The sequence below is a fragment of the Chitinophaga alhagiae genome (assembly GCF_003568665.1).
GTDB lineage: Bacteria > Bacteroidota > Bacteroidia > Chitinophagales > Chitinophagaceae > Chitinophaga > Chitinophaga alhagiae.
In genome coordinates, this window is sequence record NZ_QXMH01000001.1 from 1458438 (window position 1) to 1481864 (window position 23427).

Below are 23427 nucleotides of genomic sequence, written 5' to 3' on the forward strand. Positions count from 1 at the left end.
TTACGGGTTCTCCTTTTTCAGTTTTTCTTCAAATTTTTTGTAAAAGTCAGCGGCAAATTTACGCAGGTCGTCCGCCTGGTCTCCCCAAGGCGTAGCGCGCTGGTAAGTGTCCGCCATGGTCATCATGGTCTGGTAAAAGAAATCTGCCATCTCATCTACCATCATTTCTTTTGTCCACAGGTCTATGCGCAGGGCGGTTTTGTCTGCCCCGTCCCAGAAAGCCACCATCATGGCCTTGGCTTTGTTCATCCTGTCTGCGGTGCTGTCTGTGGCCGTCCATTCAATAGATTCGGGCACCCGCTGCTCGTCCAGCTCCACCTGTATCTGTATGGTAGATTTCTTTGTCATACGTTGCTTATAAAATGATTTGAAAGGGCAAAAATAAGATTTTGTGCGGGCATGTTCAGCCAATAATGGTATTCCCCAGCGTACGGGCCGCCTGCTCCCAGTCAGGCACCCTTGTAATATGCGCCAGCAGGCGCCCCCGGAGCAGCTCATCTTTATAAAGGGCCCCCATTTTTTCCGAGAGGTCGGAAATATCATTGGGCAGGGCGTTGAGGGCGGCATCTCCCCCGGCTTCCGGCGCCGCGCCGGCATAGAGGGTTACCACAGGCACATCACAACGCAGCGCGGCGTATACCGGTACCGCCAGCCCGTCTGCCCCGGCCGTGTGCACCAGGGCGTAGGCAGCCGCCACCAGCCTGGCCAGCGTTTCATCATCCGCGTTCTTCAGCCATATCACATCGTCTTTGAACTTGTAGGTTTTCAGGGCCTCCGCAATATCTTCTCCCGGGCCGGTAAGCTGCCCTGCCAGCACCAGCTTGATGCTGGAAAGCAGGCGTTTCTTCAGCATCGAAAATGCTTTCAGGAGGGGAATGATGTTGTTGGACGGGTCCAGGCTGCCCAGCGCAATAAAATATTCCATGCCGCTGGTGAACTCCCGCTTGATATCTTCCCGCTCTTCCCAGTTCACGGCCCTGAACACATCTGCGGTGCCTGGCTGTAGTTGCTGTACCCGGGCCCCCAGCCCGCCAAACCGTTTGTTCAGCTGCTCCTGCATGAAGGCGGAGAAAAGAGAAATGGAAGCATACTGGCGGATGTACCTGGAAGCGCTCACCGTGTCCAGCACGGCCACATTGCGGCCCAGCAGCAGGTGGGCCGGCATGCCTTCCGGCACGGGCAGCACATCGTCCATCGATAATATCCGGTCTGCTTTCAGTTTCCTGAGCGCGCGGGGCCATTGCATGCGGCGCCAGATATATTGCCCCAATTTTCCGCCGGCCAGGGGCTTCAGTTCCACCAGCCTGGCATTGGGAGGGAGCGGTTGCGCCGGGCGCAACGGGCGGTTGTTGATCAACAGGAACTCCACGTCCGGATGCAGGCGGCAGAGGTTGTAAAATATTTCGGTGAGCACATTCCCGGTGTCTGGCAGGGTATCCTGCAGCATGGGAACAGCGTTGACGGCAATACGCATGTTAATTTCCAGTTCGAAAGATCACAAACCTAGGGAAAAATAAAGAAAAGAAGCGCGTGGCCGCCATGCGGGATGGTGTTCTCCGGAAACAGCGGCTTACCTCCCTGATGTGCGGAAAACCGCGGCAGGCATGCCGTTGCGTTATGCTTTTGCAGGGAAGGCGCCCGGCGTCACCACCGGTCAGGGTGTTTTATTCAACACGCCAAAACGGAACTGCTGGCTATTGGAAGGTTTGGTTTTGGAGGTAACGGTTACCAGTATGCTGGCCACTTTCAGGCTGGGCAGGTTGATGAGCGTTACGTCTGTGCTGGGTGTAGAGCTGTCAAACGCAGGGTTCTGCGCAATAGGCAGGCCCGCGGGGTCTAGCGCGGTAACAGTGATGGTTACACCGGAGGGCGGCGGCGGCGTGGAGGTGATATTCACCTTGATGCCCAGGGTACTGCCCTGTGCGGCATTTCTGTCTTCATTCAGGTAAATATTGGGAATGGCCACCACCAGGTCTGCCTCCTGCGCCGGCGGCGTTACGGGGTCCGGCACGTCTTTCTTCTTTTTTTTGCAACCTGCGGCCATCACGGTGAAGGCGCAGAAAAAGACCAGTAAAAGTTGCTTGTAGGGCATACAGGATATGGTTTCTATACCATAAAGCTATAACAATTCATTGTTCTATTCAAATTATTTCTTATATGCGCCCCTTTACGTCCATCGCATCTCTCAGGCCATTGCCTAACAGGTTGAATGCCAGTACCAGCAGCATGATGGCAAAGCCGGGTGCCAGTGCCAGCAGGGGGTTGTGGGTGATGATGAAATTGTAGTTCTCCTTGATCATCAGCCCCCAGGAAGGTTGCGGCGGTTGCACGCCCACGCCCAGGAAGCTGAGGCCGGCTTCCACCACAATGGCGGTGGCAAAGTTACCGGCTGCCACTACCATTACCGGGCCCAGGATGTTGGGGAGAATATGCCGGGTGATGGTACGGAAGTGGCCGTAGCCCAATGCCCTTGTGGCTTCAACAAACTGCAGCTCCCGCAGGCCCAGCACCTGCCCGCGGATAATACGGGCCACGCTCACCCACATGGTAAGGCCCACCGCCACAAACACCTGCCAGAAGCCCTTTCCCAACGCCAGCGTAATGGCAAACACCAGCAGCAGCGTGGGCACGCTCCAGATCACGTTAATGAGCCACATCACCGCCTCGTCTGCCACGCCTCTGAAATATCCGGCCACGGCGCCGAGGAAAATACCGATGGTGAGTGAAATGAGCACCGCAATGCAGCCCACGCTGAGGCTCACACGGGTGCCTACCAGCAGCCGGCTCAGAATATCGCGCCCAAACTTGTCCGTACCCAGCCAGTACCGGTGCGTTTGCAAGTGCCGCCGGCGGAGGGTTTCCTGCGCGGCCGGCAGGTCTGCCAGCAGGGTATCTTTCCCGTACAGCACCTGCCCCAGCGAATAGCTTTGGCCTTGCGCTGTAGCCTCATCAACATATTTTTGCACATGAACGGAGTCTCCCGCCAGCGCCCAGCTTTTCAGCGGCACCAGGGTAACCGGGCTTTCCTGCCCGTACACCAGGCGGTGAAACCAGCCGCGGCGGGGGGCGGGCTGCGGCTTCTGCAAGGCCAGCATGTCTATGCTGAAACCGGGTTTCTGGCCGCTGATCTCCAGCACCATGCCGTTGGCAAAAGGCGTATGGTCAGGCGCTATAAAATAGGCGAAAATGCCTGCCAGTATGGCAATGGCAATAACCACCAGGCCACCCATGGCGCCCTTGTTGCGCCGCAGGCGCTTCCATGCCTGTTGCTGAAATGATGATGCGGACATGCCCATGAAGGCTACAAGTTAAAGCAAACCCCCGAATTTCCAACGCGGGCGCTTTCACCTATCCGTTACCGTTAGTAACACGAATATCAACGCTGCTACTAAAATGCAGTATCTACATACGGTTTAAATGATGTAATTTATGGGCAGACACAGTAACTACCAAGAGCACGATTAAGGACTGATCGTAACCGTTTTTTTTAGCTTATGCCAGACATAGTAACCGTTTAATGCACGCTTGAAGACAGATTGTAACCATTTATATTAATCATTAAACACACAGTTTATGCTATCCCTCCAACTCCCGCAGATTTACTGCCCGTTCCCTTCTATGCTCAATCCCTTCGCAAAAGAAGCAGAAAAACACACCACAGACTGGGTCAGCCGTTTTGAGCTGGTAAAATCCGACAAGGCCTGGGAGCGCTTCCGCCGGGCCAAATTTGCCATGCTCTCCGCGCGCGCTTTTCCCACGGCAGGGCGTTTTGAACTTTGCATTGCCGCGGAGTTCAACACCTGGCTCTTTTTGCTGGACGACAAAAACGACGAGTCCATGTTCGGTAAAATGGACTTCCTGCAAATGGTGCATTCATTTGTGACCATGATCCTGCAGAACAACGCCGTGGTAGCGCCAGACGAAGGCATGCCGCTGGCCAACAGCTTTGCGGACCTCTGGAAACGCATGAAAAGGATCGGCAGCGCCGCCTGGCAAAAACGCTTCGTAAAAAGCATGACGGACTACCTGGACGCCTGCCTCTGGGAGGTGGAAAACCGCATGCGTCACCAGGCGCCGGCCGTGGCGGACTACATCGAAAAGCGCCCTTACACCGGCGCGCTGTTTGCAGACATTGAGCTGATAGAAGTACTGGAAAGCATCTATCTGCCGGACGAAGTTCACGCCCACGAAACGGTGAAGCAGCTTTCCCTGGCCTGCAACAACGTAGTGTGCTGGGCCAACGATCTATTCTCTTTTGACAAGGAGCGCCGCCAGGGCGATGTACACAACCTGGTGCTGGTACTGAAAGAAGAAAGGGGCCTCTCCCTGGAAGAGGCCATGAACGAAGCCGCCCGCATGCACGATGCGGAAGTACGGCGGTTTATTGCCCTTAGCGAGTCGCTGCCGGCATTTGGAGAAGAGACCAACGATGAACTGCAGCGTTACATCACCGTACTGAAAGCCTGGATGCGGGCCAACCTGGACTGGAGCTTCGGTGACACGGCCCGGTACCGGATGAACATCACGGAAACGGCCAGCGGCAACTGGCTCATATCCCGCCTGTAAAAAAGCGATGGAAGGGGCGCTTACTTCACCTGGCGCCCTTTCCATTCGTAAGATCCGAACTTGCCGAGCCAGCCGGCCGCCACCACGTAGATAATATGAAAAGGCTGCCCGGGAATGAACCAGGCCAGCATGCGGGCCTTACGGAAAAATGAGGCTACCGGCGCCAGAAAGATCAGTTCTATCACCACCTTGTACACCAGCACGCCCAGCCACCAGCTCCACAAAGCCGGGTTAAAAACCGCTACCAGCGCCAGCAACACCAGTATCACGTTCCAGATGTACACCAGCACCAGCACGCGGGTAACCCTTTTATCCTCATATTTATCTGCCTTGGAAGACCAGCGGATGCGCTGCTGCATAAAGCCCCCTACCGTATCTACCGGCAATGTGCGTACCACCGCCTCGCGGCTTTTGAGGTACATCACCCCGTCCGGGTAGGCGTGGTATATTTTGTACATCAGCAGCATGTCATCTCCGGACGCTATCATGTCTATGCCTGTAAACCCGCCCACTTCTTCAAAGGCCGTTTTTTCATAGGCCAGGTTGGCGCCGTTGCACATGGTGCCCGTTTGCAGGTAGGCCACCGAACCGGTAATGCCCTGCATGGTCATAAAGTCTAGCGACTGCAGTTTTTTGAAAAAACCATCTTCCCGGTGATAAGCAACGGGGGCCGCAATAAAGCGGGGGTGATAGGTCTCGTAAAACTTCACGATGGTTTCCAGCCATTTGGGCCCCATCACACAATCCGCGTCAGTGGTCACTATGAGATGCCCTTCTGCCTGGCCAATGGCCAGCTCTATGGCTTTTTTCTTGTAAGAGTTCAGCCGCTGCGTTTTGCTGATATGATCGCTCATGCGGATGAGGCGTATGTTGGCGGCGGGGAAGTACTTGACGATGTCTGCCGTACCGTCTTCCGAAAAATCGTCTACCACTATCACTTCAAAAAGATTGGCGGGATAGCTCTGGTGCTGCAGGGCTTCCAGCAGGGGCGGCAGGTTTTGCTCCTCATCCCGGGCGGGAATGATAACAGACACCCTGGTATTGAAGGTATAGGCATGCGCGGAGGGATCAAATGTTTTCAGCCGCCGCCAGCCATAGCTGTAAGACAGCATAAGTATACCGTATAAAAAAGCGAGTCCTAAAGTGATGATCAATAAAGCGTTCATGCTTGCTAGCTCCTGATATTTTTTCTGATAATGAATCCCAGCTCCTCCGTAATCAGCTGGTGGCCTTTTTCCAGCACTACAATGTTGCAGGGGAACGAACCGTCTGCAAAGCGTTCACCTATCCCGGGGGGGATCACCCGGTCATAACGCCCGAAAATGGCAACGGTGTCTACCCTGTAACGCGCCAGCAGTTGCTTGCAATGTTTCATGGAAGGCATCATCCTTCTCATAATGGTCCATACGTTGTATACAAGCAGGCGTTTCTCCGGCTTATCCATTCTGTGATAAGCAAACTTGTACACACTTTCATTCAGGAACCCCCACTGCCGCCATAAGGCAAGCAATCTGAAAAACACGGCCGGATGACGGGTATTGTAAGAAAACAGCAGGTTCCCCAATATGGTTTGCGTGGCAAACATATGCCACGGATTATTTTTCAGTCCATCCGGCGCCGCCAGTACCAGGTGCTTTACCCGGGATGCCAGCTTTTCAATGATGCACAAGGCCAGCCTTCCTCCCATACTATAACCCATAAGGGAGAAAGTTTGTTTGCCGAATTTTTCCAATATTTTTTCCGTCAGCGCCGCCAGGTCCTCTTTTTCAAACGGCCTGTTTTCCCGCCAGGCGGTATTTCCGTGAAAGGGCATATCTAACGCGATGATCGTAAATAAATTGCCCAAACCCGCATCCATACAACGAAAGTGCGATGCGCGCTCGCCAAACCCGTGAAAGCAGATCAGCAATTCAGGCCCGGAACCGGCAACAATGCCGGTAAACTCACTTTGTTTATATGGGAGAAAAAAATCCATGTCCTGTTCCCAACGGGGCAACAATTTTAAACAACTTTTGCCAATTGCTATAATCTAGGTAAATTACGAGTAGACTAAAATATGCAAGATGGAAACCGCAGTAAACAGTAAAGCAGCCCTCAAAGGCGCTGAGTTTCTCGTGAAAGAAAGTTCGCCGGCAGAGATATTTATCCCGGAAAATTTTTCGGAAGAGCAGCTGATGATCCGTGACATGGCCGAGCAATTTGTTGCCAAGGAAGTAACTCCCGTGCTGGAGCGGTTGGATAAACTGGAAGAAGGCCTGATGCCTTCCCTGCTGGAAAAAGCCGGGGAACAGGGGCTGCTGGGCGCGGCCTTCCCGGAGGAATATGGCGGCCTGGGAAAAGACTTTATCACCGCCACCCTCATTAACGAGGCGCTGGGCGCCGGGCATTCCTTCTCTGTGGCCATGGCTGCGCATACCGGCATTGGCTCCCTGCCCATCCTGTACTTTGGCAACGACGCGCAAAAACAAAAATATATTCCCAAACTGGCCAGCGGTGAAATGAAAGGCGCCTACGCCCTTACCGAGCCCAACTCCGGTTCTGACGCGCTCAGCGCCAAAACCTCCGCCAAACTGACGGCAGACGGCAAGCACTACCTGCTCAACGGCCAGAAGATATGGATCACCAACTCCGGCTTTGCGGATGTGTTTACCGTATTTGCGAAGATAGACGGAGACAAGTTTACCGCCTTCATTGTAGATAAAGACACGCCCGGTTTCACGCTGGGCGCGGAAGAGCACAAGATGGGCATTAAAGGTTCCTCCACCCGGCAGATCTATTTCCAGGACGCAAAGGTGCCCGCGGAAAATGTGCTGGGTGAGATCGGCAAGGGCCACCTCATTGCCTTCAACATCCTCAACATTGGCCGTCTTAAACTCTGCGCCGCCGCTCTGGGCGGGGCCAAGGGCAGCCTTAACATCACCATTCAGTATGCCAATACGCGGGAACAGTTCAAACAGCCCATTGCCAATTTTGGCGCCATACAACACAAGCTGGCCGAAATGGCCACCCGCATCTGGGTGTGCGAATCCGCCCTGTACCGCACGGCGCAGCTCATAGACCAGAAAGAGCAGGAACTGCTGGCGGAAGGCAAATCCCTGGGAGAAGCCTCACTGGGCGCCGCGGAAGAATACGCCGTGGAATGCGCCATGCTGAAGGTGAACGGCTCCGAAGTGCTTGACTTTGTGGTGGACGAAGGGGTGCAGGTGCATGGCGGCAACGGTTTTAGTGACGAGTATGTTATTTCCAAAGCCTACCGGGACTCGCGCATTAACCGCATCTTTGAAGGCACCAACGAAATTAACCGCCTGCTTACGCTTGACATGACGCTGAAACGCGCCCTCAAAGGCCGCCTGGACCTGATGACGCCCGCCATGAACGTTATGAAGGAACTAATGAGCATTCCCGACTTTGGCGGAGATGACGAAGCGGCCTTTGCACCGGAGAAAAAGATCATCGCCAATATGAAAAAGGCCATACTGATGGCAGCGGGCGGGGCGGTGCAAAAACTGCAGATGAAGCTGGAAAGCGAGCAGGAAATACTCATGAACATTGCGGACATGGCCATTGAGACCTTTGTGAGCGAAAGCGCCCTGCTGCGCCTCATCAGGCTCACGGAAGAAAAAGGAGCGGCGGCCGTGGCCCTGCAGGCAGACATGGTACGCACATACCTCAGCGATGCGGCAGACCGGGTCAACAAGTCCGGTAAAGACGCCATTAATGGCTTTGCCGAGGGTGATGAACAGCGCATGATGCTCCTGGGCCTGAAACGTTTTACCAAAACCGCGCCCTTCAACACAAAGGATGCACGCCGGCGCATTGCCGCCAAACTGATCGCAGACAACCGGTATGCTTTTTAACGGCTTGCAGCATTGAGCCAGAATAATGATCTTTGCATCAGCAATTACATAGTATCAATATGGCAAGGGGGTGTGTTGACAGTAACCGGCACAGCCCCTTGCTTTTCAGGATAATTCAGAGAGTCATGATGAAAAGGACAGGAGGAAGCCTGCTGCTCGCAGCCGTGCTGGCATTACAGGCCACCGCGCAGAACAAGAGCTTTTTACGCCTCACCCAGCCCGGCAAACAGCACAACCCGGTAACCGCCACCCGCCAGTTCCTGGTGGGCAGCACCTGCACCAGCTGCGCCGTATTTGTGAATGACGAGCCGCAGAAGGTATACCCCACCGGCGCCTTTGCCATTGAGGTGGCGCTGGAGGAAGGAGAAAACGAGTTCGAGATCAAATCCAGGGGCCCGGCCGGAGATTCTACCGTCAGGCTCGTCTCCTTCTCCTACCGCACACCGGAAGCGCCCAAGCCCATCAATTCTTTCAACATCGGCTATATACAGACCTTCCCGGAAGGGAACCTGATAGTGGCCCCCGGAGACCTGATCAAAATAAGGGTGAAAGCCATGCCCGGCGGCACCGTTATGGTCGGCAACAATTTTGCGCTTACGGAGCTGCCCCTGAGCGGCAGCCAGACCATGCCCGGCATTTACCAGGGCACCTACACCGTGCAATGCAATGACCCGATGATCAATGGCAGGGCCTTGCCCGTTACCCTTAGCAACGGCAGCCAGCAGGTACAGCGCAACACGGTGTACAGCTTTACCTTAAGAGACCCGCAGCTGCAGCCCCAGGTAGCCGTTACCACCGGAGATGCCCCCTTCCTGAAGTTTGGCCTGGGAGATGACCGGCTGGGAGGTACCAAAGCCGGCTACCTGGACGAAGGCGTGTACCTCCACCTGACCGGCAAGGTAGGGTCTGACTACCGCGTAAAACTGGCCAAGAACTTTACCGCCTACATTCCGCAGGATATGGTAAAACTGCTGCCGGCGGGCACGTTCCCTCCTTCCTCCCTCACCGGCTCCTGGCGCGTATGGGGAGATGAAAAGTTCGATTATGTGACTGTTGGCCTGGGCCAGAAGCTGCCTTACCGCTCCACCCAGCAGCTGGAGCCGTCAAAAATTATTGTAGACATCTACGGCGCCACCGCCAATACCAACTGGATCTCCCAGCTGGAAAACACCCGCGAGATAAAGAATGTGTATTACGACCAGGTAGAAGATGACATCCTGCGGGTCACCATAGAGTTAAAACACAACCAGCATTGGGGCCACCAGGTGTACTACAACGGCAACACCCTTACCGTAAAAGTGAAACGGCCGCCCGCCAAACCCGGCCTGGGCAACCTCACCATTGCGGTAGACGCCGGCCACGGCGGCAGCAACGCCGGCGCCCGCGGCCCCACCGGGGTGTACGAAAAAGAAATGAGCCTGGCCGTGGCCATTGCCCTGCAGCAGGCCCTGCGGGCAGAAGGGGCCCGCGTGCTGATGACCAGGGTGAACGACTCGTATGTAGACAACAACTACCGCATTATTTCCTACCGGGACAAAGACCCTGACCTGCTGGTGAGCATTCACCTTAACTCCGCCGCAGACCCCATCCGCATCAAAGGCACCAGCACCTATTATAAACACGTGGGGTTCCGCCCCCTCAGCCAGTATATTTACAAACACCTGCTGGAGCTGGGGCTGAATGAGTTCGGCAATGTGGGCAATTTCAACTTTGCCCTTAACAACCCCACAGAATACCCCAACGTACTGGTAGAAACAGTGTTTCTCAGCAGCCCTGAAGATGAAATGAAAATACTGGACGCCGGCTTCCGGAAAAGCATGGCGGATAAAATTGTGCTGGGCATCAAGGATTTTGTGGCCGCGTCTTACGCAAAGCCGGGAGAATAAATGCCGGCCACGGCAAACCGGCCTGGTGGATAAACATTGTATGTGGGCAAACGGCCGCCTGGAGGGGGGCCTCTATTCAGCCAGGCCCGCTCAAAAGGCGCAGGATACCCGCCTATACCATTCCAATTTGTTATGCTGCATAACCAAAATATATGGTGCGCTACCCCCTGAAAAGAGAAATGGCTCCCGCAGAGGGAGCCATGTAAAATAACCGTGACAGTAAACCGTTTACGGTATTTCCATATCCAGAACGAATCTTTATTATATATTACTCAAGGTGAAATAACGTTTTAACCAGGTATAGTCATGTCCCATGTCTAGGCAGTGTTTCAGGGGCCGGTGCGGGGAATTCCTAAAATACGCAGTACTGTAAAATTGTAAATTCCCCTTCACTGGTACAATACTCATTAATGGGTATTTTTCAGCCAGCCCCCGGGGCGCGTTAACATCCTACCATATTAGTAGATTAATACCTATCTTTGCCAGCGCAGCAAACAGCACTGCCCTTGCAGGCGTATCAGTTACTAAACATTGATAAATACGTACTTACAAGGCAAAAAAATTCCCGATCCGAGCTGAGGCGGCGTATTGGGATGAACTGCGTAATTCGTAACTTTGAAGTTCAAACTATATAAATAAATGTCAACTACCACCATCCCTCCGCAGCCATTGACGGCCAAGGACTTTGCAACGGACCAGGAAGTACGCTGGTGCCCGGGTTGCGGGGATTATTCCATACTGAAACAGGTTCAGACCATCATGCCGGGCTTAGGCATACCCCGTGAAAATATAGTGATCGTTTCCGGTATAGGCTGCTCGTCACGCTTTCCATATTACATGAACACGTACGGCATGCACTCTATCCACGGCCGCGCCACGGCCATCGCTTCCGGCCTGAAGGCAACCCGCCCCGAGCTGAGCGTATGGATCGTAACGGGAGACGGGGACGGGCTTTCCATTGGCGGCAACCACACTATTCACCTGCTGCGCCGTAATTTTGACGTGAACCTGATGTTGTTCAACAACCAGATATACGGGCTTACCAAGGGGCAGTATTCTCCTACTTCAGAAAGGAATAAAGTCACCAAAAGCACGCCCTACGGCAGTATAGATCACCCCTTCAACCCCATGGCCCTGGCCATGGGCGCAGACGCTACCTTCCTGGCGCGCAGTATGGACCGGGACCCCAAGCACCTGCAGGAAATGCTTAAACGCAGCCACGCCCATAAAGGCGCCTCTTTCCTGGAAATATACCAGAACTGCAACATCTTCAACGATGGCGCTTTTGAGGTGTTCACTGAAAAATCATCCAAGGCGCAGGAAACTATTTTTGTGGAGCACGGCCAGCCCCTGATCTTCGGCGCCCAGAAAAACAAAGGCATCCGGCTGGACGGTCACCGGCCCGTAGTGGTAGACCTCGGCGAAAGCCAATATAGCGCCTCAGACCTTTGGATACATGATGAGCAAGACTTCGGCAAAGCCCAGATACTGACCCGGATGTTTGACGATCCGCGCATAGAAGGCCACCTGCCGCGCCCGTTCGGCGTGTTCTACCAGATTTTCAGGCCCACTTATGATGATATCATGACGGCGCAGCTGGAGGAAGCTACGGCCAAAAGAGGCCCCGGCAACCTGGACAAGCTGCTGGCCGGGAATGAGACCTGGACGATCCTGTAAACCATTCTCCAAAAAATAACAAAGGCCCTGGTTCTTCAACGGACCAGGGCCTTTGTGCATATTGCAGGGAATCGCTTTTTCCCTAATGGGTAAACGTACCGTCTCCGAAAAATACCTGGTACAGCAGCGCCAGCCCGAAAATGATCATACATACGCCCGCCACCTTGTTCAGCCACACCACGTTGGTAAGGGTCAGCTTATGGCGGATCTTGTCAGATACAAAAACCTTTAAAATATCGGCAGACAGTACAAAGGCCAGGCAAACGCTGTACATGGTAACCCGGTAGCTTACAGAAGTACCGGCATAGGCCACGCATACGCCCAGCCAGAATATGATAACGCCGGGGTTGAGCGTGTTCATCAAGTAGCCGCCCAGCCATATTTTGGCATAGTCCCGCGTGCTGAACATTTCAGGGGGCTCATCTCCGGTAGTGATCTTTACTTTCTTGAACAGCAGGCCGTACACGCCCATGCCAATGAGGAGAATACCGCCGCCAATGCCAATGGCCGTGGTGAAATTGCCGAGGTAGCCAACAAAAGAAGAAGCCAGGTTACCGAGCAGCACAAACATAATGTCGCTGGCGGATACGCCCAGCGCAAAACTAATACCCGCGCGGAATCCGTTGCTGATGCTGTATTTAATGATAGCAAAAATAACGGGCCCCACAGACACGGATAAAAACACTCCCAATCCCAGTCCGGCAATGATGGCGGCAATCATGTGTTCAATTACTTGTTATGCTTTCACAGCTACTTTCGTGGTCACAAACTGTTCCCAGTCTTTCAGTTTCTCACCTTTCAATACGCGGGGAAATTTGTTCATGGCCCCTTCTTTTCCTTTGCAACGCAGGTAATCGAGGAAAACCTGGTTAGGTAATACTTCTACAAAGATCTCTTTCAGGGCGGAGGTACGCTCCACCGCATAGTCGTCGTTCACTTCGCAGAGGGTTTGGTCAATGATTTCCCGCACCTTCTCCGCATCTACATTCAGCGCGTCCGTACCTATATACCAACGGTGGGCAAACAGGTTTTCGTACCCGAAGCCGGCCACGGTAAACTCGCGGATGGTGATGCCCAGCTTTTTCTGCACCATGTCTATGGCCTTGTTCATATTATCTATGCTCATATGCTCGCCGGCCAGGCTGAGGAACTGTTTGGTACGCCCTACAATGGTGATCTCGTGCTCTTTTACGGAGGTGAACCTCACCACGTCACCGATCAGGTAACGCCACGCGCCCGCACAGGTAGAGAGCATCACGGCGTATTCCACATCTTCCACCACCTCGTGTATCATGTATGATTTCGGGTTGGGCCTCACCTCCCCGTCCGCATCAAAATTCTCTTCATTAAAAGGAATGAACTCATAAAAAATACCCGCGTTCAGCACCAGTTTGATGCCTTTTACGCCCGGCCTGGCCTGGAAACCGAAGGAGCCTTCAGAGGCCATGTAGGTCTCTATAAAGGTAATGGGTTTGCCCAGCAGCTTCTGGAAACTGTCCCGGTACGGTTCAAAGCTCACCCCGCCATGAATGTAAATGGCCAGGTTGGGCCATATTTCATGGATATTTTTTACATTATGATATTTGATAATTTCTTCCAGCACTATCTGCACCCAGGCCGGCACGCCGCAAACGGTGCCTACGTCCCAATGCGGGGCCTTGCGTACGATCAGCTTGATGCGCTGCTCCCAGTTGGGCTTGCGGGATATATTGCCGCCGGGTTTATAGAAGCGGCGGAACCATTTCGGGATGTTTTTGGCCTGGATGCCGCTCATATCCCCTTCGTAGTAATCCCCTTTTTCAAATAAAGAGGTAGTGCCTCCCAGCATCAGGATGCCTTTTTCGAAAGACTTGGGCGGCACGTTGAAGTTGGCCATGGAGTAGAGTTGTTTGACCCCTACCTTTTTAACCGTTCTCAGCATATCTCGCGTAACGGGAATATGTTTGCTGGCAGACTCAGAGGTACCGGAGCTGAGGGCGAAATACTTCACTTTTTCCGGCCAGCTCACATTGGGCACCCCTTCCAGGCATTTGTGCCACCATTCCTTGTGCATTTTATTGTAGTTGTGCACGGGTACCCGCGTTCTGAACTGGCTTACCCAATTGGGGCTGTTCAGTATCTTCTCGTACTCATAATGTTCACCAAACTGCGTATGCTTCGCTTTTTCCATTAGCCGGCGCAATACCTGCAACTGGTACTGGCGAGGCGTCCCTAACTTGAACGTGAACTGTTTTCGGATTCGAAGGGATCTGGAAATCAGGTTACCAATGATGGCCATTAATTGCGTTTCTGGTTTTAAAAAGCAAAAATAGTTAATTCGTTTGGAATTGGGGGGGAAGTTGGCGAAGCTTCGTACATTTGCGCCATGTTAAAAACTACCTTACTCAAAGCTACGCAAGCCGGTGCAAAAGTTTTGCAGGAATATTTTAACGGTACTTTCACAGTTAGCCATAAATCTACGGTGAACGACCTGGTAACAGAAGCCGATAAAGCTGCGGAAACAGCCATTATAAACGTGATCAGGGAAGACTACCCCGGTCATCATATACTCAGCGAAGAATCCGGGGAGATCAAAACTGACTCTTCCGTAAAGTGGATCATAGACCCTATAGACGGCACCGTGAACTTTGCCCACGGCATACCGCTGTGTTGCGTGAGCATTGGGGTGGAGCAAGACGGTGAGATGATACTGGGCGCGGTATATAACCCCCTCATGAACGAACTGTTCTTTGCCCAGAAGGGGTTTGGGGCCACGCTGAACGACAAGCGCATCAATGTTTCTTCCAAAACCAGCATGAGCAATGCTTTTATGGTAACCGGCTTCCCGTACCTTTGGGAAGAGGAACAGCCCAACCACGCCCTGGTAACCCTGGAGCGTTTCATTAAACAGGGCCTGCCGGTGCGCCGCCTGGGTTCTGCCGCCATAGACCTTTGCTGGGTGGCCTGCGGCCGGTTTGACGCTTTTTGGGAGCACCACCTCAATGCGTGGGACTCCGCGGCCGGCTACCTCATTGTACAGGAGGCGGGCGGCAAGGTGACGGATTTCAGCGGCAACACCTATTCCCCCTACCAGAAACAAATACTGGCCACCAACGGCCATCTGCATAACGAGCTGCTGAAAGAGATCAACAGATAATGCCATGGAAGAAAGAACTGAAATTAATGACCTGGGCGAGTTCGGGTTGATTGACTACCTCACCCGCAACATTGAAATATACAATGCCGGCACCGTATTGGGTGTTGGGGACGATGCGGCCGTGATAGACCACTTCGGCAAACAAACCGTTGTGTCTACAGACATGCTGGTGGAAGGCATTCACTTTGACCTGATGTACACCCCCCTGAAACACCTGGGGTATAAATCCGTAGTGGTCAACCTCTCTGACATCTACGCCATGAACGCCACGCCCACCCACATCACCGTGAGCCTGGCCTTCTCCAACCGCTTTTCCCTGGAGGCGCTGAACGAGTTTTACGAAGGCGTATATGCCGCCTGCGAAAGATACAAGGTAGACCTGGTGGGCGGAGATACTTCTACCTCCCAAAAGGGGTTTGTGATCAGTGTTACAGCTATAGGGGAAGTAGCGCCTGACCAGTTCGTGAAACGCTCTACCGCCCAAAAGGGCGATCTGCTTTGCGTATCCGGAGACCTGGGGGCCGCTTTTCTCGGCCTTACCCTGCTGGAACGGGAAAAAAAGATCTTCCTGGAGAACCCGCAGGTACAGCCAGATCTTGAAAACCAGACCTACGTAATTGGACGGCAACTGAAGCCCGAAGCCCGGCAAGACATCATCTCCTTCCTGGCCGGCAAAGAAATAATGCCTACCGCCATGATGGACGTGAGCGACGGCCTCAGCTCCGAAATACTGCACATCTGCAAACAGAGCCAGCTAGGCTGCGTACTGTATGAAGAAAAGATCCCCGTGGCAGACGATGCCCGCCAGCTGGCCATGCAGCTGGGCTTGGACCCCACCGCCTGCGCGCTTAGCGGCGGAGAGGATTATGAGCTGCTTTTTACCATGAAGCAGGCGGATTATGACAAGATCACCCTGAACGAAGAAATTGCCGTGATCGGTTATATGACAGACCCCGCGGAAGGCAGCCACATTATTACCCGCAGCGGCAACAAGCACCAGATCACCGCGCAGGGGTGGAACGCGTTCAAATGACCTTCAATCGGGCGCGTACGTACGGATGAGGCACCTTGGAACATTCCGGCAGGTAGATGGCACTGCCTGTCAGCAGCCTACAACGAACGGCGGGCCCTGGGCATGAACAGGCTGTTTAACGTGCCGGGCAAGGTCTTATTCCACTTTTAACCGGATCAGCGGGCTGTTATTGGAAGGGTCCAGGCCCGCAGGTACAGGCAGTGTCAGTTTCAGGTTATAATTTCCCGGTGTTGCAGGAGCCGCTATGGGGATCTCCACGCTATCCTGCCGCAAGGCAACGGCAAGCGGCAACGCAGATCTCACTACGTTCCGCGCTCCTTCATCGTTCCAGTAAACGTATTCCACAAAAGGCGCGGCCCCGGCGCTGGTTTGCACCGGCACGTTGTAGCCGTTCTGTACCCCTACCTTCAGCTGAAGGGTGTCTCCCCGCCGCAGGGTATATTCGTTTACGGCCGGCATGAACTGTATAAGCTGATAGGAGTAGTAGGGCGAATCTATGCGGCAGTAAATGGTGCCCTGTGTACGCAGCAGGCTGTCCTGGTCAGGGATGTGAGGCCTATACCCCGTGGCCAGCAACACTCCTTTACCCCACATGGTTTCTTCCGTATGCCAGTAATTGTACTGGCTTCTGCGCGCCCAGGCACTGTTAAGGCTATACGAAACACCGCCGGCGTAAAACATGTATTTGGAGGGGGCCTGGTAGCTGTTCACGAACACCACGGGCCGGCCGCCGGCCTTTTGGGACAGCGCGGCCGTCCAGGTTTTGTTATGATGTATTTCAGGGCGGATCTCTACGCCGGGTACAAAGTCCCACACCATATATACCCTCACCACCAATACGAGCAACAGAGATACCCACCAGGTTTTCCGCAGCACCTTCACGGAAAAGCCCTGCCGTACCATGCCCTGATGGGCCAGTATCACCAGCGGGGCAAACACCATTACGGTCCAGTTGGCCTCCACGCGGCCCTTGAAAGTGCTGAACAGGAAAAAGGCCAGCACGCCCACCAGGCTGAATTTGAGGGCACGCTCAAAGCTGCCTTGCACGGGCGTGCGGAAAGCATAATACAGCAGCAGCCAGCCCACCAGCGGGCCAAACAGCAACACCTGCCCCGCCAGGTAATCCAGCGTAAAACTGATGTCATAAGAAGAAGCATTGCGCTCTACCAGGTGATATTGCAGGGAAGGGAAACCGTGTGTGTACTGCCAGTACAGGTGCGGAAAAAACAACAGGCTGGTTACCAGCACGGCTATGTAAAAGCGGTACAGCTTCAGCAAATGCAGGTTGGAGAGCACGGTGAAAAAAACGAGCAGTACGCCGTGGTACTTGCTATAAAACATCAGCGCCATGCTGAGGGCCAGCAGCAGGGTGTTTTTCCAGCTTTGGGATTCCAGGAAGTTGCGGTAAATATAAAAATACAGCGTGGCGAAAAATATCAGCGGAATATCCGGTACGGCCAGTATGCCGCCCAGTTGCATGGCGCCCATGCCGGCCAGTATGAGATAAAATACGAGGTTGTTCTTTTGTGGTATCAGCTTGTCTACCAGTATCAGCGTGAGGACGTTCAGCACTACCATGCCCAGCCTTACGCCCAGTTCATTGTGAAAAAGGGCGTACCCCATTTTGATGAGCAGGGCTATCATGGGGGGATGGTCAAAATACCCCCAGTCCAGGTGGCCGGAGTATACCCAATAATACGCCTCATCATCCATCAGCTCTGTGAAGGAGGCCTGCAAAATGGCCAGTATGGCCCAAAGGGCAAAAATCCCGTACTTGTACTGGTTTTTGGTAAAAAAGCGGATCATAGTCCGCGAAGATAGTTAAAGGATCATGAACTTGTCCGCATCCTTCATAAAGGGGAACTTGGCCCGCATCTCATCAAGATGGGCACGGGAGAAGGTGTGGGTGAACACGTCTTCGCTGTTTGCCTTGTGGTAGATGATCTCGCCCACGGGGTCTATGATGCTGGAGTCCCCGCTGTGGTAAATGTCGTTCCCGTCATTACCCACACGGTTTACACCAATTACGTAACACTGGTTCTCTATAGCGCGGGCCTGCAGCAGAGCGCGCCAGGGCGTGCTGCGGCGTTCGGGCCAGTTGGCTACGTTGATCAGCACATCATATTCTGGCGCGCCATTGTCTTGTATGGTATTGCGTGCCCAAACGGGGAAACGCAGGTCGTAGCAGATATTGAGGTTTATTTTCCAGCCTTTCACCTGGGCAATCAGCCGTTTGTCTCCCGCGGCATAATGATCTTCCTCTCCGGCAAAGCCGAAACGGTGGCGTTTGTTGTAGATACCGTACTGGCCGTTGGGCAGCATCCAGATCAGGCGGTTGTAATAGTCGCCGCCATCTTCAATGATCAGGCTGCCGGTGAGGATCACGTTCTTTTCTTTTGCTTTCTTCTTCATCCACTGCACAGCGCTGCCATCCATGGTTTCGGCCAGCCTCTCCGGCTGCATGCTGAAACCGGTGCTGAACATTTCAGGCAGTACGATCACTTCAGTTTTTTCCCTGATAGCGTCAATTTTCTCATCAAACATGGCCAGGTTGGCCGGAATGTTTTCCCAGTGCAGATTAGCCTGGATCAGCGTGACCGTTAAATCAGACATAACAAAGTTGAATTACTACAAAACGACCTCAAATTTACGCCAGTAAAACTTAGAAAGTTTTGAATTATTGCGGATTTATTCTTCCTTTTTTGCGATTTGTTCAATGGTTTCCCTCGCCAGCTCCTGTTCAAAGCCTCTTTGCAGGAGGAACTGCATGGTTTTGTATTGCCTTTTCAGGAGCTGTTCTCCCCGCAGCTGGTGATATTTCTTTTCCGCCAGGGCCTGCAGGGTGCTGCGGTAATCTTCCTCATCAATTTCTTCCAGCCCTTTTTTGATGCAATACGGGCTTATCTGTTTTTGCTTGAGCACCATGCTGATCTTTTTGCGGCCCCATTGCTGCATCCTGAACTTGCCGCCGGCGTAGGCCCTGGCAAAGCGCTCCTCGTTAAGGAAATTCTCTTCTACCAGGTGGGCAATGGCTTCCTCTATATCTTCGCCACGCAGGCCCAGCCCGTAGCACTTTTCCCTTACTTCGGAATGGCAGCGTTCCTGGTAGGCGCAGTAGTGGCGCAGTTTAAGCAGATCGGCTTTCATGAAAGGAAAAATTTACTTTTTCACGATCATTAGCTTGGCGTAGTTGAGCATGATCTTTTTTTCTCCGCCTGCCTGCGGGAACATGACGGTGGCAATACGGTTGTTAGGCGCGCCTTCCAGGTTGAGTATCTTGCCAAAGCCGAATTTCTGGTGTTCCACGTCCATGCCGGCTTCCATGGTAGCCGGATCGTCTGCCGTAAAACCGGGCGTGGGCACATGCGTGCTCACAGGAGCGGCAGCAGGCTTGGGCGCTGTTCTGGCCAGCGGGTTGGATGCGGCAGGCGCCGGGGTTGTTCTTTTTTTGTCAAACATGCCGCCCCAGGAAACGCCGCCGCCAACACTGCCGGTGTTACGAAGCCCGCCGCCGGCGTAGCTGCGGTCTACAAAGTTCTCCGGCATCTCGTCAAGGAAGCGGCTGGGCTCATTTTGCTGCAGCTGCCCAAAACGGTAGCGGCTGTTGGCGTATGTCAGGAACAGGCGTGATTTTGCGCGGGTAACGGCCACGTAGAACAGGCGGCGTTCTTCTTCCAGCTCCTCGCGGGAGTTGATAGACATGCCGCTGGGGAACAGGCTTTCTTCCAGGCCTACCGTGAACACCACCGGGAACTCCAGCCCTTTGGCGGCGTGAATGGTCATGAGCTTCACCACATCGCTGTTCTCGTCATTGGTATTGTCCGCATCGGTGAGCAGGGTGATCTGCTGCAGGTATATGCCCAGGCTCTTGTTGTCCAGCAACTCCCCGTCTTCCGTAGGCGTTTCGGTAAATTCCTTGATGGAGTTCAGCAACTCCTGCACGTTTTCGTACCGGGCCAACCCTTCCGTGGTTTTATCGTTAAACAGCTCTTTCACCATGTTGGTAGACTTGCCAACCTGTACAGCCACTTCGTAGGCGTTGTGTTTGTCCAGCATTATACGGAAGCTCTGTATCATGGTCACAAAGTTGTCTATGGCATCCAGCGTGCCGCCTTTGAAACCAAAGTCACGCGCGTTTTCCAGCACCTGCCAGAACGTGATGTTCTGGTCATTGGCGTAGATAGACACTTTTTCTATGGTGGTTTTACCAATGCCCCGCACGGGGTAGTTGATAATACGTTTGATGGCCTCTTCATCCCGCGAGTTCATGATCACGCGCAGGTAGGCAATAAAGTCTTTGATCTCCTTGCGCTGGTAAAAAGAGAGCCCTCCGAAAATACGGTAGGGGATGGCCAGGCGGCGCAGGCTTTCCTCAAAGGCGCGGCTCTGGGCGTTGGTGCGGTAGAGGATGCAGAAATCCCGGTTGTTGTAATGGTTCCGGAGTTTCTGTTCCGCAATGGTATCAGACACGAATTTGCCTTCTTCGTTATCCGTATTGGTACGGATGAGTTTTATCTTGTCTCCCTCCGCATTGTCCGTCCACAGGTTCTTTTCTATCTGGCCCTTGTTTTTGGCGATCACCTCATTGGCCACATTGAGAATGGACTTGGTGCTGCGGTAGTTCTGCTCCAGCTTCACCACCTTTACATCGTCATAATCCTTTTCAAACTGCAATATGTTCTGGATGGTGGCGCCGCGGAAAGAATAGATGCTCTGCGCATCGTCTCCCACCACGCAAATATTCTCGTGCACGGCGCCCAGCAGCTTCACTATTTCGTACTGGGCGGGGTTGGTATCCTGGTACTCGTCAATCATGATGTACTGGAACTTGTGCTGGTACTTGGCCAGCACTTCCGGGAAACTTTTCAGCAGCACGTACATCTTGAACAGCAGGTCGTCAAAGTCCATGGCGCCGTTCTTGAAGCAGCGCTTGGCATACATGTCATATATTTTGCCGGTAAGCGGGCGGCTGGCCCGCTGGTCTTCCTGCTGAATGTAATAATCGTGCTGGTATTCTTCCGGCCCCATCAGGCTGTTTTTGGCGGCGGAAATACGGTTGTATACCAGGTTGGGCTTATAATGCTTGTCGTCCAGGTTCAGCTCGTTGATGATCGTTTTCACCACGCTTTTGGCATCATCCGCGTCATAAATGGTAAAATCTCCGGGGTAGCCCAGCTTGGGGGCATCCGCCCGCAGCAGGCGGGCAAATACGGAGTGGAAGGTACCAATGTAGAGGTTGCGCGCCTCGTTGCCGCCAAGGATCTTTTCCACCCTTTCTTTCATTTCTTTGGCCGCCTTGTTGGTAAAGGTCAGCGCCAGTATATTGAAAGCGTCCACCCCGTTCCGCATCAGGTGGGCTATTCTGGTAGTCAGTACTTTGGTTTTGCCTGAACCCGCGCCCGCAATGATCATCAGGGGCCCTTTGAGGGAGATGACCGCTTCGCGTTGCCGTTCGTTCAGATCGTCTAAATAGTTTGCCTTCATCACTTCAAAAAATTTGCAGGTTGTAAAAGTACGATTTGGGGGTGGGATCACGAAATAAGTGGATAACTAGGCGTAAACCCGCCGCGGTGGCCCGGCAAAAGTCCGGGAGAATGAGAGATTGAGAGGCTCGACCGGTCTCAGGGCAAGCGCCTGAGCACCTCTTTTCCCAGTCAGCCGCCAGCATAGAAAAAGGGCTGGCCGGTACTTTCCGGCCAGCCCGTGGTTATAAGTTGCCTGTCTTTTATTTCTCATTCCTGTCCACCTTCAGCCTGCCTTCCCGGTTGGCCACTTCCCAGGTAGTGTAGAACACCAGCCGGGCGCGTTTTTCCAGCATGGGGTAGCTGATCTTGTCTGGCGTATCATGCGGGCCGTGGTAGTCAGGGTGTACCCCGTTGAAGTAGAAGATGATGGGAATCTTATGCTGTGCGAACATGTAGTGGTCCGAGCGGTAATAGAACCGGTTGGGATCATTGGGATCGTTATACCTGTAGTCCAGCTTGAGGCCCACCAGGGTGTTGGCCGCTTCGCTAACCGGGCGCAGCTCCGAGCTGAGCTTGTTGTCTCCAATGATGTACACATAGTTGCTGTCTTTGGCGTGGTCCGCGTCTATGCGGCCTATCATGTCTATGTTCAGGTCCGCCACCGTATTGGCCAGCGGGTACACGGGGTGGTCCGTATAATAGCGGGAGCCCAGCAGCCCTTTTTCCTCACCGCTCACCGTCATGAACACAATGCTGCGGCGGGGGCCCTTGCCGGCTTTTTTTGCTTTCATGAACGCCTCCGCCATGGCTATTACGGCTACCGTGCCGGAGCCGTCATCATCTGCGCCGTTGTATACCTCGCCGTTGATGATGCCGATATGGTCATAGTGGGCGGTCACAAAAACGTATTCATCTTTTTTATCCGTTCCCGGCAGTATGCCCAGTACGTTGCTGGATTTGATCTCCACCACGTCTTTGCGGCAGGTAAGCCCGGTTATCTGCCCGGTGGCGGAAGGTACGGGGTTATCCGGCTTCAGGCCTTCCGCGAGGCTGGCGTAGGGTTTCCCGAATATGGCCGAAGCCACGTCCGGTGAAATAAAATATACATTGGGAATAAACTCCATGGTAGTGGCCATATCCCCGAAATAGAGGCCGGTCCTGCGGAGGCGGCTGCCAGCGCGGGTAATGCCCGGCATGTTGGAAGACACGATAAACACCGTACGGGCGCCCTTGGCGGCCGCGGCGCGGAGTTTGTCTTTCTGCTCTCCGGCGCCCTGGCGGGGTGTTTCAGCCAGTACCACCACTTTGTCTGTAGCATCAATGCCTTCGTAGCTGTTGAAAGTTTCGCTCACATTGCCGTAGCCGGCAAATACCACCCCTGTTTGCTGCAGCTCCAGGTTTTTAGCATCCCGCAGGCCGGTGTAAAAATCTTTCCCGAACTCGAACGTTTTGCCGGCGGCGGTGATGGTGGCGTTCACCAGCGTGTCCTGGTAAAGGCTGAAGGGCTGCTCCCATTCACCATTGCCCGCGCCCGGCTGCAGGCCTGCGCGTTTAAACTGTTCGGTAATATATTGCGCGGCTTTGTATTGCCCCGGCTTGCCTGTTTCGCGGCCTTCCATGTCATCTGCGGCAATAATGTAGAGGTGTTTCTTCAAATCTGCCGCCTTAATGGTTTTGGCATAGGGAGCAGCGGCCCTGGGCGCGCTGCGCTTGGTAGCTACCTGCGCACAAGCCACGGTGCCGCCCGCCATCAGGCAGGCCATGAATACAAGTTTTTTCATGTACGGTTGTTTATGGCGGTAAAAAT

19 protein-coding genes are annotated in these 23427 nt (G+C 53.7%); 6 read left to right on the top strand and 13 right to left on the bottom strand.

What is annotated here, in order from left to right:
- From gldC to D3A97_RS05755, 4 genes are all read right to left on the bottom strand, one after another.
- A complete protein-coding gene (gldC, locus tag D3A97_RS05740) occupies positions 1–348 on the bottom strand; it encodes a gliding motility protein GldC (protein ID WP_119077437.1) in 348 nt (115 codons plus the stop codon).
- Positions 349–403: 55 nt separating this feature from the next.
- A complete protein-coding gene (locus D3A97_RS05745) occupies positions 404–1474 on the bottom strand; it encodes a glycosyltransferase (RefSeq protein ID WP_119077438.1) in 1071 nt (356 codons plus the stop codon).
- A 180-nt stretch (positions 1475–1654) separates the two neighbouring features.
- Positions 1655–2092, bottom strand: a complete 438-nt coding sequence (locus D3A97_RS05750; RefSeq protein ID WP_119077439.1) for a hypothetical protein — start codon at positions 2090–2092, stop codon at positions 1655–1657.
- 61 nt (positions 2093–2153) lie between these two features.
- Complete coding sequence (locus D3A97_RS05755) at positions 2154–3290, bottom strand: ABC transporter permease (RefSeq protein ID WP_232825859.1); 1137 nt, start codon at positions 3288–3290, stop codon at positions 2154–2156.
- A gap of 283 nt (positions 3291–3573) precedes the next feature.
- Between D3A97_RS05755 and D3A97_RS05760 the strand changes: the two genes are divergently transcribed.
- Positions 3574–4566, top strand: coding sequence for a terpene synthase family protein (locus tag D3A97_RS05760; RefSeq protein ID WP_119077441.1), 993 nt, complete (start codon positions 3574–3576; stop codon positions 4564–4566).
- A gap of 20 nt (positions 4567–4586) precedes the next feature.
- On the opposite strand, the gene D3A97_RS05765 is transcribed toward D3A97_RS05760, so the two are convergent.
- A complete protein-coding gene (locus D3A97_RS05765; RefSeq protein ID WP_119077442.1) occupies positions 4587–5732 on the bottom strand; it encodes a glycosyltransferase in 1146 nt (381 codons plus the stop codon).
- A 5-nt stretch (positions 5733–5737) separates the two neighbouring features.
- On the bottom strand, positions 5738–6541 hold the full coding sequence (locus D3A97_RS05770) for an alpha/beta fold hydrolase (RefSeq protein ID WP_119077443.1): 804 nt from the start codon (positions 6539–6541) through the stop codon (positions 5738–5740).
- An 88-nt stretch (positions 6542–6629) separates the two neighbouring features.
- On the opposite strand from D3A97_RS05770, the gene D3A97_RS05775 reads away from it, so the two are divergent.
- The 3 genes from D3A97_RS05775 (at position 6630) to D3A97_RS05785 (ending at position 11986) form a co-directional block, all read left to right on the top strand.
- A complete protein-coding gene (locus D3A97_RS05775) occupies positions 6630–8423 on the top strand; it encodes an acyl-CoA dehydrogenase FadE (RefSeq protein ID WP_119077444.1) in 1794 nt (597 codons plus the stop codon).
- Between the two features lie 125 nt (positions 8424–8548).
- Positions 8549–10309 carry an N-acetylmuramoyl-L-alanine amidase gene (locus tag D3A97_RS05780; RefSeq protein WP_119077445.1) on the top strand — a complete coding sequence of 587 codons (1761 nt, stop codon included), beginning with the start codon at positions 8549–8551 and terminating at the stop codon, positions 10307–10309.
- 639 nt (positions 10310–10948) lie between these two features.
- Positions 10949–11986 carry a 2-oxoacid:ferredoxin oxidoreductase subunit beta gene (locus D3A97_RS05785; RefSeq protein WP_119077446.1) on the top strand — a complete coding sequence of 346 codons (1038 nt, stop codon included), beginning with the start codon at positions 10949–10951 and terminating at the stop codon, positions 11984–11986.
- A gap of 82 nt (positions 11987–12068) precedes the next feature.
- Here D3A97_RS05785 and D3A97_RS05790 read toward each other — a convergent pair whose 3' ends face one another.
- Positions 12069–12707 carry a LysE family translocator gene (locus D3A97_RS05790; RefSeq protein ID WP_119077447.1) on the bottom strand — a complete coding sequence of 213 codons (639 nt, stop codon included), beginning with the start codon at positions 12705–12707 and terminating at the stop codon, positions 12069–12071.
- Positions 12708–12722: 15 nt separating this feature from the next.
- Positions 12723–14264: a GH3 family acyl-acid amido synthetase gene (locus D3A97_RS05795; RefSeq protein ID WP_119077448.1), complete on the bottom strand. Its 1542-nt coding sequence runs from the start codon at positions 14262–14264 to the stop codon at positions 12723–12725.
- Between the two features lie 87 nt (positions 14265–14351).
- On the opposite strand from D3A97_RS05795, the gene D3A97_RS05800 reads away from it, so the two are divergent.
- Together D3A97_RS05800 and thiL are read left to right on the top strand one after the other, a co-directional pair.
- The gene (locus tag D3A97_RS05800) at positions 14352–15122 is read left to right on the top strand and encodes an inositol monophosphatase family protein (protein ID WP_119077449.1); all 771 of its coding nucleotides are present in this window, start codon (positions 14352–14354) and stop codon (positions 15120–15122) included.
- A 4-nt stretch (positions 15123–15126) separates the two neighbouring features.
- Positions 15127–16155 (top strand): thiamine-phosphate kinase, encoded by a 1029-nt coding sequence (gene thiL / locus D3A97_RS05805; protein ID WP_119077450.1) that lies wholly within the window; start codon positions 15127–15129, stop codon positions 16153–16155.
- 135 nt (positions 16156–16290) lie between these two features.
- Here the strand turns inward: thiL and D3A97_RS05810 are convergent, their stop codons facing one another.
- The 5 genes from D3A97_RS05810 to D3A97_RS05830 form a co-directional block, all read right to left on the bottom strand.
- Positions 16291–17961 (bottom strand): ArnT family glycosyltransferase, encoded by a 1671-nt coding sequence (locus D3A97_RS05810; RefSeq protein ID WP_119077451.1) that lies wholly within the window; start codon positions 17959–17961, stop codon positions 16291–16293.
- A 15-nt stretch (positions 17962–17976) separates the two neighbouring features.
- Positions 17977–18768 carry an amidohydrolase gene (locus D3A97_RS05815; RefSeq protein ID WP_119077452.1) on the bottom strand — a complete coding sequence of 264 codons (792 nt, stop codon included), beginning with the start codon at positions 18766–18768 and terminating at the stop codon, positions 17977–17979.
- Between the two features lie 75 nt (positions 18769–18843).
- Complete coding sequence (locus D3A97_RS05820; protein WP_119077453.1) at positions 18844–19302, bottom strand: regulatory protein RecX; 459 nt, start codon at positions 19300–19302, stop codon at positions 18844–18846.
- Positions 19303–19314: 12 nt separating this feature from the next.
- Positions 19315–21639: an ATP-dependent helicase gene (locus D3A97_RS05825; RefSeq protein WP_119077454.1), complete on the bottom strand. Its 2325-nt coding sequence runs from the start codon at positions 21637–21639 to the stop codon at positions 19315–19317.
- Positions 21640–21880: 241 nt separating this feature from the next.
- A complete protein-coding gene (locus tag D3A97_RS05830) occupies positions 21881–23401 on the bottom strand; it encodes a M28 family peptidase (protein WP_119078450.1) in 1521 nt (506 codons plus the stop codon).
- Between the last annotated feature and the right edge of the window lie 26 nt (positions 23402–23427).